This is a genomic window from Methanococcus vannielii SB (genome assembly GCF_000017165.1).
Classification (GTDB): domain Archaea; phylum AGJL01; class Methanococci; order Methanococcales; family Methanococcaceae; genus Methanococcus; species Methanococcus vannielii.
This window is the reverse complement of the sequence record NC_009634.1, coordinates 134,578-150,104: the sequence shown is the minus strand read 5'-3', so window position 1 is coordinate 150,104 and position 15,527 is coordinate 134,578. Positions and strand designations below refer to the sequence as shown.

Genomic DNA, 15,527 nt, shown 5'->3' with positions numbered 1-15,527 from the left:
CCAATAAATTATCCAAAAATAAAAAATCGAGGAAGACAATGAAAAAAATACTTTTAACAGTAATAATGTCTTTGATACTTATTCAAATATCTTTTGCAGCTTCTCCTGCGGATATTACAGTTTTAGATGTACAAATGCCAAAAGAAGTTAGTTTAGGCGATGAATTTGACATTTTAATCAGTTTGAATAGTAAAAAAGAGTTATCTGGATTTGAATTCGAGTTTAGTATTCCATCCAATAGTCGAGATAAATATGAAATAATTTCTGTGACAGACAATGCTGAATTACGTACGCTTGCAGGCCAGTTTTATGAAACAAAATATACTAAATCGAGTGTAAAAAACTGGTTTATTTTAACTGAGGAACCCATAACTGGAAACCACCATATTTTAACTGTAAAAGTAAAGACTCTTCATCCTGGGACATTTCAGTTAAATTTTAAGTCAACAGGTGCAGATACTGAAGGTAATGAGGTACCAATAACTCAGGTCTCAAAAGAAATAACTGTTTCTGGAAATTTAAATTCTGAAGACTCAAAATCTGAAAATGCAATATCAAGGTTCATAAACTACATTTTAAGTTTCTTTTTCGGTGGTTAAATGAAACTAATTACTATTTTAACATTATTTTTTTTTATTTTTGCAATATTTAGTCAAAATTTTGCATTAGATAATCTTATTTTAAAGATTGACCCAAATACAATCGAAACTAACGGGGAATTATTATATTTTAATATCAGTGTTGAAAATATCCCTCAAAAGGGGGGAATATATAGTGGAATGGATGGTTCAACCGTAATTGATGAAGAGTTAGATGGAGGCCTTGGAGCATTAGATGTTCATATCGACTTTTCCACAGAAAATTTGCAACCTATCGAGTTTAATTGGAGCGAAAATTGTAAAAATGAAAAGTGGAAAGAATTCAAATTTGAAAATGGTAATTTTTACCTTTCAATTACTTTTGATGAAACACGGTATGAAGATTCAGTTTTTATTGGAACTATTGTATTTAGCCCTAAAAAAGAATCAAATACCGAACTTAGTTTATCCGGAACTACCAGTTCAGACTTAGGATATGGATATAGTAAGATATCCCGAATAGCAAATACTAAAACAGGAACTACACGTTTAATATATCCTGATACGGAATTTAAAGGTTCAGAAATAATCATAAATGGGGTAAAAGAGTATGGGGGAAGTACAAAGTTAGAAGATACGTTTGATGATTCAAAAATAGCATCTAGTTCCGGTTCAAATGTAGTTTACAATATTCAAGTTATACCAAATCAAAAAGAACCGGAAATAATTATAAAAGAAGTATATATTGAGGAAATATCCCCAAATATAACCATAATAGTTAAAAATAATGGTTCAATAAATCCTTTTTTATTATTATCTATATTTTTTGGTAGCATTATTTCTGGGGCAGTATTTGGTTCAATATTTAAGGGGAAGACATTATGAAAATAAAAACCTTAGTTTTTATAGCATTGATCTTTTGCATTGTGCCCCAGACGTTTTCAGAGGAAATTTCAGTAGTATTAAACTCTAGTTCTGATTCTTTTTTTATTGGTGAATCTTTTGATTTAGAATTAAATCTTTTAAATATTCCCTCAGATAAAAAATGTGGTGGCTTTGAAACACGGATATCTTACGATAAAACTCAATTACAACTATCAAGTATTACCCTATCAAAAGATTTAAATTCCGATATTGGGGACGTATCTTTGTCAAATGGTAGGATTAGTATTGTATGGTTTTCAACTCCTCCAACTGGCGATATAAATATTGCAAAAATAAAATTTAACGTATTAAAAGAAGGTAATTCCACTATTGAATTACTGGGGACTACTGTTTCTGATTCTAACGGTTTTACGTACAATAATATGACTTTGAGTAATTTAAAAGTTAAATTATCTCCCTTAGGGTACACAGTTACTGAAATTGACTTAATTAATTACGAAACAAATAAAAAAATAAATTCTAAAATATCAATAAAAGGTGTTAAAACCCCTTTAAAAAATATATCTGGAAATATTTACTTTGAAAACATATCTATTATGGATAATCCTGTTCCAAATATATTATGTTCAAAATTTAATTACGAAGTTAGGGATAATAATCTTTCATTTTTCATGATTCCAAATTCAATTTATGAAAATGAAACATTTATTAATTTATTAACTCTTCCAATAACTGTAAAGAACGATGATTATAGAATAACTCCAAAAGTTTATGTAAATGATATTCTTTTAGATAATTTTTCAGTAAATGAAAAAAAGCAAGATGAGAATCAAGATACTTTTGATGGATTTATGTTTTATGTTGATGGGAAATATACTGAAAAAATGGATACGACGATAGGTAATTCCAAAACAATTAGATTAAGAGCAAATAACTTCAAAGAAAACCTTACCGATATTTCAGGATATATTTTTATTAATGATTCAATTTTCGAAATCTTAGACTATAAAATACCCGAAGTTTCAGAAGTTTATTCAAAGTTGAATAGGTCAAAATCAAATAATCCTAATATTTACGTAAATGAGAGTTATCTTTATTTTAACATTTCTCTAAAAGAACAAACGACAACAAATACATTTAGTTTACTGGAGTTTAGGGTGACTCCAAAGACAAATGAAAATACTTCTTCAAAAGTTCATGTTGGAAATATTACCGTATACTCAAATGAAACTGAAATTTTACCTAAATTTAAAGAATTAACTATAAGTGTTATTGAAAGGCGTAAAAATATTCCGCCAGTAACTAGAATATATTACACAATACACAATAATAATGAAGTAAATTTCCAAGCAATAAGTCATGATGAAGATGATGATTTAGATAGTTTGAAATACTATTGGGAATTTGGAAATGGAAAAAATTCAACTAGGGAAAAGTCTTCTCAAAAATATCCTGACTACTCCATGTACCTTGTTTCGTGTAAAGTCACTGACCCATTAAATGCAAGTTATACTGCAAAAGGAATAATCGAAATTTTAAACATTAATCCAATCACCTATGAGGTATCTAACAGATCATTTAAAACTCTTAAATCGGGTGAAAATGAAACAATAGTTTTAAACATGAGTTTAACAAACCCATTTACATATCCAGTAAGCGTATATATTGAATTTACTGGAACTGGAAGCCCCAATAGTCCAAGATATAATATCGAATTAAATAGCCAAGAAAATAAAACGGTTAACTTAAAGTTAGATGTTTCAAAAACTACTGAAATAAAATGGAATGTGCGGTACTATCCTCCAGTATCCTTAGGTAATAAAGATATTGCAATTGGATATTACCAATGGGACTTTACAGAAAAAATTGAATTTATAGATCCGCCAAAAATTATAAATTCAACAGAAATTGTTGACATTGAAGGGAGTAATATACTTTTAAAGGTAAATAAAGTGAAAAAGGTTGAAAATCAGGTAATTGAGCAAAGTTTTTCTGATTCAGGATTTTCAATAATTTACTACTGCTTTGCATCAATTTTAGGAGTATTTACAGGACTTACTTTTGTGAACTCTAAAATAAAATAAAATAAAATTCAGTCATAACTACGGGTATTATTTTTTATTAGTATTACTTTTTTTTGTTTTATAATAAATTTTATATACTATCTTGATAGTTATACTATTTTATAATATATTTTAAAAATTATTATTACAAAGGTGGTATTTTGAAAAAGATAGTAGTACTATTAGTACTCGCAATGTTAGCTCTTTTACCATCCACATCCGCCCAAAAAATTGGGGACGTGAATGGTGATGGAAACATAAATATTGCAGACGTAGTTTATTTATTTAAAAATAGAAACGTTCCAATTGATGTTGGAGACTTAAATTGTGACGGAAATGTAAACGTTGCAGACGTAGTTTATTTATTTAGAAATTATGATAAGTTTAGAAGTCCAGTTGTTTTTGCAGAAAACTTTGAAATGGAACCAAAATGGGATGAAGGTTACAGTTATGTAGTAGATTCTACTGGAAATAAGTTTGTACTATTAAAAGAAGGTGCAAGCGATCCGAAGATTTCCGGTACAACGGTTTTAAGTGTTCCATTAACTAGAATATCAACGATATTCTATGCACCATTAATGTCAACTGCGGATATACTCGATAAAGACGAAATATATGATTCATTTAAAGGGATTACAAATTCTTACGCAAAATATTCTTCTAAAATAGAAACTAGATATAATCAAGGAGAAATACTAGGAATAGGTTCTGCATCGGCAATGGACTATGATAAAGTTGTTGCATCTAATCCAGATATCGTATTTTTAGGAGAATGGGTTCAACATGATGACATGGAAAATAAACTAAAAGAATTAAACATTTTACCAAGTAGGGTATTTACCTATCAAGAACCAACATTCATGGGTAGAACTGAATGGACAAAATTTGCAGCAGCATTCTTTGGTGAAGAAAACTCAGACGAGATAGAAGACTATTTCCAAGATACTTGGAGAAAAAGAAATGAATTATTAAGAACTACTTCAAAAGCTAACGATTATCCAACAGTTGTAAGTTTCTCATGGTCTACTGCAAGAAATACTGCAACAGTTCAAGGTGCTCAAAATTACAATAGTAGAATGGTTAACGAATTTGGTGGAGAATACGTATTTAATGACATTCCCGGCTCAAGTTCAAATACCATAGATAAAGAAACATTTTATGAACGAGCAATGACTGCAGATGTAGTCATAATGAGGGTATTTACCGGCAATGAAATAAAAACAAAAGAAGAATTACTTGCATTCAATCCTGATTTTGCAAACTTTAAGGCATATCAAAATGGTAGATTTTATACTTCAAATAGGGACTACTTTATCCAAGAAATGAAAGACCCTAAACGATATATGGAAGATTTTGCTAGAATGGTTCAGCCGACCTTGTTTTCTGGCGGGGATTCAAATTTAGCACACCACAATAAAATCCAACCATAATTTAATATCGTGTAAATACGATTGATATTAAAATATATCATGTATATATACTATTATTTCCTACTTTTTTTAAAATTTTAATATTTACATTAAGGTGAGTTTAGTGAGTTTTAAAAACTTTTCAGTAGTTTTAGTCGTATGCTTTGTTTTAATTGGTATTTTATCGTATTTTAGTATTTTAGAAGGAAGTGTACCCGTTAGTAGTAATGAATTAAAAGACTATGTACTAAACGGAACTACGGGAAATTCGGGGGTTGATAAGATAATTAAGGATTTAAGACTAACCCGAGTAATTGGATGTTTTTTAGTCGGGGCGGCAGTTTCAATCTCTGGACTTTTAATGCAAGGTTATTTTAGAAATCCATTAGCTGATCCTTATTTTATGGGGGTATCAAGTGGTGCAGGACTAGGTATTGCAATTTACATGTTTACTTCAGTATTATTACATATTGGAATATCAAATTCAATACTTATCAGAATAGTTATGGCATATATTGGTTCCATAATTACTATGCTTTTAGTTATAGGCATTTCAAAAAAAGTTAAACAGATATCGACCCTTTTAATATGCGGTATGATGATAAGCGGTGCTGTTTCAGGGCTTTCAGACGTAATTGTAACAACAGGAAATTACATCGATACAGAAGGTTCAGGAATTTCAGGATATCTTACTTGGGGGATGGGCAGCGTACAGAGTTTAACATGGGATCAGCTAAAAGTTATGGCTGTAGTTATTTTGCCGTTTATCTTTCTAACATACATCCTACTTTCAAAAAGTTTGGATGCAAATTTAATAGGGGAAAGCTATGCTGCTAGTGTGGGCGTTGATTTAAAGAAATTTAAAAGGCTTTTAATTTTACTTTCTTGTATATTAACATCAACGGTTGTTGCGTTTACTGGCCCCATATCATTTATTGGAATAATTTGTCCAATAATTGCAAGAGGAATACTCAATACTTCAAAACACATCTATGTATTTCCAATTACTGCATTGTTAGGGATTACTTTTCTAATTTTTGCAGATATATTAGCAAGACCTGGCGTACTATTTACTTCAACAGTGCCTCTTCCATTACATGCTCCATTGTCTTTAATTGGTGCACCAATTTCCCTTTTACTATTCTTTAAGAGTAGAAATCATAAAATTTAACACACACTATGTAACTTAGGCGAAAATATGAAAAAGAGATTCGTTATAATATTGGCATTAGTTATAATAAATATCGGGCTTATTATTACCGGAATATACTTTGGCGGAAATGCAAAGTCGATTAGCATTAATGACGTAACTGAATATCTAATCAATGGAACTACAGGGGATGATACTAAAGATAGTATAATTGGCAATGTTAGACTACCTCCCATCTTAACTGCAATTTTTGTAGGGATTGGACTATCATTATGTGGACTGATGCTTCAAACACTATTTAGGAATTTCCTTGCATCCCCATATACAACAGGAATGACAAGCGGGGTTTTACTATTTGCCGCATTTACAATTTTTTTAGAAGGGTTTTCAAATATATTTTCTAGTTTCAACAATGAATTATTGGTTGCAGGTTGGATTGGCGGATTAGTTTCCATAATTTTACTAATTATAATTGCATCAATTGTTAAAGATGTAAATGATATTATAATAGTATCCTTGTTAATGAGCTATTTACTTGGGGGAGTTAGATCATACTTAATTGCAAATGCGGAAGGACATAGTATAATGAACTACTATTTTTTTACGCTTGGCAGTTTAATGGGGGTTCGGCCTGAAAACATTTTATTAATTGCTTCTTGCACAATGGTATTCTTAACTGCTGCAATACTACTTATAAAACCATTAAATGCGTTACTTTTTGGAGAACAATATGCAAAAAGTTTTGGGCTAAATATAAAACAAATAAGATTGCTAATTTTAGTATCAACTGGGTTTATTGTAGGGTCAATAATACCCTTTGTAGGGATGATAACATTTGTAGGAGTCATAGCTCCATTTATGGCACGACCACTTATAAAAACATCAGACCATAAGTGGCTTATGCCAACGACACTTCTTGCGGGTGTTTTTTTAATGCTTTCATGCCATATAATCTCTATAAAATACACTTTACCGTTTAACTATTTATTGGGTTTAAATAGGCCTCCAATAATGCTTCCGATTGGAAGTATTTTAAGTATTGTTGGAGGGGTTCTTGTTGTATATTTAGTAGTTTCAAGGGAAAAGGTAAAGCTTACAAACTAAAGAAGAAAAAGTTTATCAAAAGTTTAATTATAGATTGTTTAAGCATTCAATATTTCCATTAAACGAAATAATCTGCTTACCTAATTTTTTAGCCTCCGTAATTATTTCTAAATTTAAAAGATTTATTTCGCCAACTGCAAAGTCAGTATGGATTAATATATCAATATTTTTTAGTTCATTTACTGCACTGTTTAGTTTTTCAAAGGATATTTTAGTATAGGGCAATTCAAAAATAACATTTAATTCCATGGACTCTGCAACAGCATAGTCAATGTCATTTTTATGTAATACTCCAACTATAATTTCATAACCGTTTTTCACAAGATATCTTAATAAACCTGTTCCAGTACCGCCTCCGCAAACCACAAACACTTTTTTTTTATATTCTTTTTTAAATTCGTTTTTTAATTCAAAGTAACCAAGCAAATTACTATAATTGGCACTAGTTAACCCATATAATGTATTTACCGTATTTTTATCCATTATATTTTCAGGATAACCGTATGCAATTATTTTATGGTCCTTTATGAGTGCCATTTTATCAGCAATTCTTAAACCTAGTTCAATATCGTGAAGCGTTACTATTATAGCAATATTTTTATCAGTAGCGAGTTTTCTTAAAAGAAGCGTTAGTTCAATTTTATGCCGTGCATCTAAAAAACTTGTTGGTTCGTCAAGTATCAAAACATTTGGTTCTTGTGCAATAGCCCGTGCAATCATTATTTTCTGTTTTTCCCCGTCACTCATTTCAAAAAAGTTTTTTTTAAGTAGATATTCTGCATTTACCGATTTTGCAGAATTTACAATAATTTTTTTATCATTTTCAGTTAGGCTTCCAAAAAGATCAGTATAAGGATGCCTACCAATTCCAATTATATCAAATCCAGTCATGTTTCCAGGATTTACGCGTTCAGTTAATACTACCGCCATTTCTTTTGCGAGGTCTTTTGGTTTTAAGTCATGTATTTTTTTAGAATTTAGGTACACTGCCCCTTTTTTTGGATTTAGATATGTTGCAATCGTTTTTAAAAGTGTTGACTTACCAACTCCATTTGGACCGATAATACATAGTATCTCCCTTTCCCGTATCTCTAAGTTTGCATTTTCAACTACAGTATAATTATTATAGCCTACAGTTAAATTTTCTGTTTTTAACATTTTATCACAATCCTTTAATCATTCAAAACTTTTTGATAGTATTATTTTAAACTAAGATTTGTTATATATGTATCATAAATTATCATGTTTGTTTTAAATAGTAATAGGATATTATTTTTTTTATTATTTTATAGTATATTGGGTGAACAAATGATTACTATAGATTATATACTTATTATCGATTCAGTTTTGGAATCAATTAAATTCACAGTAAACATGTCTTTTTTGATTATAACTACTATGTTTATAATGAATTATTTTATAAATTCAGGAGTAATGAAAAAATTAAGTAATTTTTTATATCCTGTTACAAAAAAATTAAAAATGAACCAACTTTCATTATATTCTATACTTTCTTGTTTTTTTAGCCCCACGGTGGGTTATTCCATTCTTGCAGAAGGATATACTGAAAAAAAGATAACTGAAAAGGAATTAATAGGCAGTTCTCTTGCAAATTCATTTCCATCCCATATTTTCACATACATTTACGTTTTTTATACCTATAACGATACCACTCCTCGGGTTAACTGGCGTAGTATATATTTTAATTAGATCAGGCGTAGCACTAATTAAAACTATCATAGGCATTATTTACCTATCAATGGTGTCTAAAAAAGTAGACTTTGAACCAAAAAGTGATAATGTATCAAAAATATCCGATAACTTAAAAAAATCGTTAAAAAGTACATTAAAAGTTTCAAAAAGGATTATTATACTAATGGCAATTACTACCTTTATTGTAATTTTTCTTTCAAAAAACGGAGTTTTTGATCATGTATCAGTATTAATTTCGCCTTTCACACGATTTTTTAATCTTGACCCCAATGTAGGTATCTTAATAATGACTTGTCTTTTTAACGTACAAGCTGCAATGATTATGAGTAGTAATCTTTTAAAAGAAGGGGTTTTAAATTCTAAAGAAGTAATTGTTGGGCTGATTTTTGCAAACGTACTTTCTCTTTCAACACGGTATGCAAAACATTCATTACCGTTACATGTTTCACTATTTGGCCCAAAATTAGGTACTAAAATTGTCATGATAAATGCAGTAATTACCTTACTATTAGATATTTTAATAATCGGTGCCATTATATTTTTGATATAATTGACTTAAAAATTTAAATTTTTTAATATATTTTTTGCCCATATTAATCGAAAATATTATATACGTATTATAGATATGCATATCATAATACTTTTAAAAAAATTATAATATTAAAACGTAAGTATTTATTAATGTTATTATATTATCTTAAATATTTTAATAAAATATGGTATTATTAATATTAAAAAAAAATAATTCATATAATTTTTAGATATGTTACTATAAAACTTCAACTAAAAAAGAGGAATAAAAAATGGCTAAAATATCTATTTTGTTAGGTTATGGCGCACTAACATTACCTCAATTTTCAAACGCGGTTGAAAAACTACAATTTAATAATTCCTTTGAATGTTTACTAGCAAATAGTGAAAATCAAGATTTAAATATTGATTTTATTAAAGATTCTGACGTTTTATTTATTTATTCCTCAACCATTGACGAAAGCTTAAAAAATGCTATTGAAAAATCAAAAGCAAAAATAGTAATTTCAGGTTCAGAAGCAAATGTTCAGCTTTCAAGGGGTGCAAATTCACAATTTTCAAAAGTGATGATGTATTACAGCATGGGCGGCCAAAAAAACATTGAACAACTTGTTAAACTACTATTAAATTTTACAGGGTTTAATTTAGATATAGATGAACCCGAAAATACCCTTTGGCAAGGAATATGGCATCATGAACACGGAACTTTTGAAAACTTAGGGGATTATTTGAAAGAATATGGGGCAGAAAAAGATTTTGTAGGCATACTTTTCCACAGATCATTTTGGATAAGTCAAAGTATGGATCATATTCATTCATTAATTGAATCAATTGAAAAACAGGGTTTAGGCGTAATTCCTGTTTTTACAAATAGGTTAAAAATTAAAGAATATGATTCATTAACTGCTGAAGAAACAATTCAAAAATATTTTTTTAGGGAAGGTTATCCAATAATAAGTGCATTAGTTAATTCAACATTCTTTTTTATGTTGGATCATTCTTCAGGTATTGAAGATGTAAAAATTAGATTTAAAGATGTTTCAGGGGTAGAACTATTAAAAAAGCTAAATGTGCCAGTAATACAAATTATTCATTCATTTAGATCCAGTATTGAAGAATGGGCAGAAAATCCTCAAGGGATAGATCCAATGTCTCAAATTTATCAAGTAGTAATGCCTGAAGTAGATGGAACTATCGAACCTATTTTTTTAGTTGGAAGTAACCTTGATGAAAATGGCGTTAAACATTATGAACCCTTTAAAGAGCATTCAGAATATATTTCAAGCAGGATTAAAAAATGGGTAAACTTATCAAAAAAATCAAATTACGAAAAGAAAATTTCAATAGTATTAATTAATCCTCCGTGTCATGGTTCAGAAGCATCACTTGCGGTTGGTTTTGGATTAGATGTTCCTGAAAGTATTGTAAGACTACTTAAAAAATTAAAAGAAGAAGGATATAATGTTGGAAATTATATACCTGAAACGGGACAGGATTTGATGGATTTAATGCTATCTAAAAAAGCAGTTAATGAATTTAGGTGGACTTCAAGTTCTGAAATTGTTCAAAAAGGCGGGGCTGTTGGATTTGTAGATTATGATACATATAAAAGCTGGCTTGACGAGCTACCTGAAAAAGTTAGGTCTAAAGTGTTTAATGATTGGATGGATCCAAAAGACGTACTTTCTAAAAATGTTTCAAGAGAGTATATTGGAATGGTTCATGAAAATAAATTCATAATTCCAGGAATTATGTTTGGGAATATACTGTTAACTCCGCAACCAAAATCCGGATGTGCAGGATCCTTTTGTGATGGAAAAGCATGCAAAATATTACATGATCAGTTAATAACGCCCCCGCACCAGTGGCTTGCAGCATACCGGTGGATGACAAGAATTTTTGATTCTGACATTTTACTACACTTTGGAACTCATGGTTACCTTGAATTTAGGCCTGGAAAAGGAGTTGGACTTTCTCCTTCATGTTGGCCGGAAATTACAATTGATAACGTTCCGCATGCTTACATCTATAATTCAGCAAATCCCATGGAAGGAGTAATGGCAAAAAGAAGATCTTATGCAACAATTATCGACCACATGTATCCTCCAATGACAATGCCTGAAATTTTAGGTGATTTAGAACAATTACTTGCAGAATATTCGAAAGCAAAGTCATTAGAAGACAGCACAAAAATGGAAATAATCTTCGAAGAAATAACGAATATGGCAACAAAAAATAATATTAAAATAGTTTCTAAAATATCTGATGAAGTTATCGAAGAACTCCACGGATACCTAAACATGATATCTGGAACCCAAGTGGAAAATGGGCTCCATATATTTGGAAATCCAACAACAAACTCTGAAAAAATTTCCGAATATGTATTAACAATGATGGAATATGATAATTATAATTTTAAATCAATAAATCGAGTTTTTGCAGAACACGTGGGATTTGACTATGACGAATTAAAAAATAATCCTTCAAAAATCTATTTAAATGGACTAACTGCAAAAGAAATACTTAATGAAATTTCAAAATTAGCTAAAGATACTTTAAAAGAAAGTTTAATGGAAGAAGATATTGAAGATAACAAAATTTTAAAAATAATTAGTGAAAAAGTCGCTAAAAATCAAATTTTTAAGGACTGTAGTAAAAGTAATGGAGAACCCTTAAAATCAATAGAAACAGGGATATTAATTTCTAAAAAAATAAAGTCGTGTGTTTTAGAATATACTGGGATATTAGATGTATTTAATTCAAATTATATCCTTCCCGGGCCATCTGGATCCATAACTCGTGGAAAAATAGAAATACTTCCAACTGGCCGTAACTTTTATACGATAGACCCAAGTGCACTTCCAACCCCTTCATCATGGAAAGTTGGAGTAAAAACGGCAGAAAAACTTATTTCACACCACTTAAAACATCACGATAGATACCCTGAAAATGTTGGGCAGATTTTAATGAGTATGGATGCATACAAGGCCGATGGAGAACAGATTGCACAAATCCTTTATTTAATGGGGGTAAAACCTGTGTGGAATAAGGATGGTTCAGTAAAAGATGTTGAAGTTATTCCATTAAATGAATTAGGTCGACCTAGAATAGATACAACCGTCAGAATAAGTGGTATTACTAGGGATACTCTTCCAAACTACATTAAAATGATTGATGATGCCGTCAATAAAGTAATAAGCCTTGAAGAGCCACTTGAAATGAATTACGTAAAAAAACATTACTTAGAATACATAAATAACTTTGGGGAAAATATAACTGAAGACTTGTTAGATGAGGCAAAATCTAGAATATGGGCAAATGCACCTGGCGCATATGGTTCAGGCGTAAATTTGGCGGTTGATTCATCTGCATGGAATTCGGATGACGATTTAAGTAAAGTATGGCTGCAGTGGAGTTCATATCGGTATACGTCAAAATCATACGGCGAATACAGTCCAAAAGCACTTATTTCTAATTTAAAAACTGTTGACATTATAACTACTAACCATTTAAGTGATGAACACGACCTTACGAACTGTTGTTGTTACTACGGTTACCAAGGAGGAATGTACGCAACTGTTTCAACACTAAAAGGCGATTCTGATGTTGATCTAGTAATTGTTGATACCAAAGACCTTTCAAACTCCGAAGTTAGAACTGTTGAAAAGGAATTTGAGCGTATTGTAAGATCCAAAATTTTAAATCCTAAATGGGTTACTGAAATGAAAGTCCATGGGTATGGGGGCGCAAACGAATTTTCAAAGAAAATTCAGCATCTTTACGGGTGGTCTGCAACTACAAAGATGGTTAATGACTGGGTTTTTGATGAAATAACTGAAAAATATGTTTTAGATGAAGAAATGAGAGAATGGTTCAAAGAAAACAATATTTATGCATGTGAAGAAATTGCAAGAAGGTTAATTGAAGCTTCAACACGTGGATTATGGAATGCAAATGAAGAAACAGTTGAAAAACTTAAAGAAGCATATTCTAGTTTGGAAGCGGATTTGGAGGAATTAATGGATGGAGAATCAGAATTACAGGGTGGACAGATAATAACTAGCTCATTTAATGAAGATGCACAGAATGAATCATTATCCCAGCTAGAAAAACTTTGGAATAGCAGTAAGGTGATAAAAAATGACTAGGAAATTTATATACCCATTTGGAGCTATTGTGGGACAAGAAAAAGCAAAGAAAGCATTAACTTGTTGCGCAGTTGATCCATCTATTGGTGGAGTACTTTTAACTGGGGATAAAGGTGCTGGAAAGTCAACGCTTGTAAGGTCACTCTCTTATATATTGCCAAATTATGAAATAGTTTTAGAATGTCCATTTAATTGTAATCCTAGAAATTCCCTTGAAATGTGTGATAACTGTTACAAAGGATTAGCTGAAACTAAATTTGAAGTAATTGATAAAGCTATGAAAGTAGTCGACCTACCCTTAAGTATAACTGTAGATAGGCTTATTGGAACAATAGATATTAAAAAAGCACTAAATGAAGGAAAAAGAGTACTGCAACCCGGAATCCTAGCAGATGCAAATAGAAACATTTTATATATTGATGAAGTTAATTTGCTTGACGATTATGTTATTGATATATTACTTGATTCTGCAGCAATGGGCTGGAATACCATAGAACGGGAAGGAATGTCGTTTAAACATCCTTCAAGGTTCGTACTTGTTGGAAGCATGAACCCTGAAGAAGGGGAATTAAGGCCCCAACTTTTAGATAGATTTGGTCTTTATGTGGAAATTGAATCACTTTTCAAAGCAGAAGATAGACTTGAAGTTTTGAAAAGAGTTGAAGAATTTCAAAACGACCCTGTTTTATTTTATGAAAAATATTCAAAAATAGAAAAAAATCTAACATATTCAATAACGACTGCAAAAAGGATATTAAAGGATGTAAAAGTTCCAGAAGAGCTTTTAAAATTATTAATTGATTCGATAATACATTTAGGTATAAAGACACATCGTGCAGAAATAACCACAATAAAAACTGCAAAAGCTATTGCAGCACTTGATGGGAGACTTGAAGTCGTTTTAGAAGATTTAAAAACGGCCATGGATCTTGCACTGGCCCATAGGGTATCTAATCGAGGTGGGAATCCTCCTTCTGAATCTATGAAAAATGAAGAAAGTGAAGAAATTGATGAAGAATCTAAAAAAAAACGGAATCAAATCCACAAACGACATCACCACTAGATGGTAAAAACAATAGTGAAAAAAATAATGGCTTGAGCGAAAAAGAAACTTCATCTAAAGAATTAAACTTCGAAATAGAAGATTTTGATAAAAAAATAGTTTCAAAAAAATCAGAAGTTGAAAAAAACACTTTTCAAAACTATAATGGCTCTAAAAAAGTAAGGATATCCGAAGTAGGTTCTAAAAAAGGTTACCATGTCGCATATGCAGAACTATCAAAACCAGAACACTTAGAAGATATAGACCTAATTTCTACAATAAATAGTGCAATTTTAAATCAAAACCGATATGCCCTTTTAGAAAGTGATTATAAGGTAAAAATTAGAAAAAATAGGATTCCAAAGCTTTCAGTAATTTTACTTGATTTAAGTGGAAGCATGGGCATTTCAAAAAGAGTAGGTATTGCAAAAGGGATAGTAGATAAATATACTGATGATTCATACGTTAAACGGGAATATTTATCAGTAGTAACATTTAGGGGACGTGAAGCTCTAGTTTTATCGCCATTCACAAAAAAATATAGTTTAATTAAGGCCCAGTTAAATTCTTTAAAAACAGGTGGTAAAACACCCCTTTCTGCAGCACTGAAAACTGCATTGAAAGTATTTAAACAGTTTAAAGATAAAAATAAAAAGTGCACTGTTGAATTTATACTAATAAGCGATGGAAAAGCAAACGTGCCTCTTAAGGAAAATATAAAATATGAAATAGAAGAACTTTCAAAAGCCATACAAAAGCGGAAAATTTCTTTTAAAATATATGATATCCGAAATAAAAGTATAATTGACCCTTCAATATCATACTTAGATAAAATATCTGAAATTACAAATGCAGAAGTAGAAACTATTTAATTATTTTTTATTGATTTTATTATTTACTTTAT

The 15,527-nt window shown here is 30.3% G+C and carries 12 protein-coding genes; 11 read left to right on the top strand and 1 reads right to left on the bottom strand.

Annotated features, from left to right (window positions below; all coding sequences use genetic code 11):
- Positions 1-38 precede the first annotated feature (38 nt).
- The 6 genes from MEVAN_RS00690 (at position 39) to MEVAN_RS00665 (ending at position 7,189) form a co-directional block, all read left to right on the top strand.
- Positions 39-599 (top strand): hypothetical protein, encoded by a 561-nt coding sequence (locus tag MEVAN_RS00690; protein WP_011971949.1) that lies wholly within the window; start codon positions 39-41, stop codon positions 597-599.
- Positions 600-1,463, top strand: coding sequence for a hypothetical protein (locus tag MEVAN_RS00685; protein WP_011971948.1), 864 nt, complete (start codon positions 600-602; stop codon positions 1,461-1,463).
- Complete coding sequence (locus tag MEVAN_RS00680; protein WP_011971947.1) at positions 1,460-3,547, top strand: cohesin domain-containing protein; 2,088 nt, start codon at positions 1,460-1,462, stop codon at positions 3,545-3,547. Before MEVAN_RS00685 ends, MEVAN_RS00680 begins: the two co-directional genes overlap by 4 nt.
- A gap of 140 nt (positions 3,548-3,687) precedes the next feature.
- A complete protein-coding gene (locus MEVAN_RS00675) occupies positions 3,688-4,956 on the top strand; it encodes an ABC transporter substrate-binding protein (protein WP_048059110.1) in 1,269 nt (422 codons plus the stop codon).
- A gap of 103 nt (positions 4,957-5,059) precedes the next feature.
- Entirely contained in the window at positions 5,060-6,106 is a 1,047-nt protein-coding gene (locus MEVAN_RS00670; RefSeq protein WP_011971945.1) for a FecCD family ABC transporter permease, read from the top strand.
- Positions 6,107-6,133: 27 nt separating this feature from the next.
- Positions 6,134-7,189, top strand: a complete 1,056-nt coding sequence (locus tag MEVAN_RS00665; protein ID WP_011971944.1) for a FecCD family ABC transporter permease — start codon at positions 6,134-6,136, stop codon at positions 7,187-7,189.
- Positions 7,190-7,216: 27 nt separating this feature from the next.
- Here MEVAN_RS00665 and MEVAN_RS00660 read toward each other — a convergent pair whose 3' ends face one another.
- Positions 7,217-8,347: an ABC transporter ATP-binding protein gene (locus MEVAN_RS00660; RefSeq protein WP_011971943.1), complete on the bottom strand. Its 1,131-nt coding sequence runs from the start codon at positions 8,345-8,347 to the stop codon at positions 7,217-7,219.
- 84 nt (positions 8,348-8,431) lie between these two features.
- On the opposite strand from MEVAN_RS00660, the gene MEVAN_RS09085 reads away from it, so the two are divergent.
- From MEVAN_RS09085 to MEVAN_RS00640, 5 genes are all read left to right on the top strand, one after another.
- Positions 8,432-8,899, top strand: coding sequence for a nucleoside recognition domain-containing protein (locus tag MEVAN_RS09085; RefSeq protein ID WP_332247284.1), 468 nt, complete (start codon positions 8,432-8,434; stop codon positions 8,897-8,899).
- Between the two features lie 49 nt (positions 8,900-8,948).
- Positions 8,949-9,452: a hypothetical protein gene (locus MEVAN_RS09080; protein WP_332247283.1), complete on the top strand. Its 504-nt coding sequence runs from the start codon at positions 8,949-8,951 to the stop codon at positions 9,450-9,452.
- 253 nt (positions 9,453-9,705) lie between these two features.
- Positions 9,706-13,581 (top strand): cobaltochelatase subunit CobN, encoded by a 3,876-nt coding sequence (locus tag MEVAN_RS00650; RefSeq protein ID WP_011971942.1) that lies wholly within the window; start codon positions 9,706-9,708, stop codon positions 13,579-13,581.
- The gene (locus tag MEVAN_RS00645) at positions 13,574-14,644 is read left to right on the top strand and encodes an ATP-binding protein (protein ID WP_011971941.1); all 1,071 of its coding nucleotides are present in this window, start codon (positions 13,574-13,576) and stop codon (positions 14,642-14,644) included. Before MEVAN_RS00650 ends, MEVAN_RS00645 begins: the two co-directional genes overlap by 8 nt.
- A 32-nt stretch (positions 14,645-14,676) precedes the next feature.
- Positions 14,677-15,495, top strand: a complete 819-nt coding sequence (locus MEVAN_RS00640; protein WP_011971940.1) for a vWA domain-containing protein — start codon at positions 14,677-14,679, stop codon at positions 15,493-15,495.
- Positions 15,496-15,527: the final 32 nt, after the last annotated feature.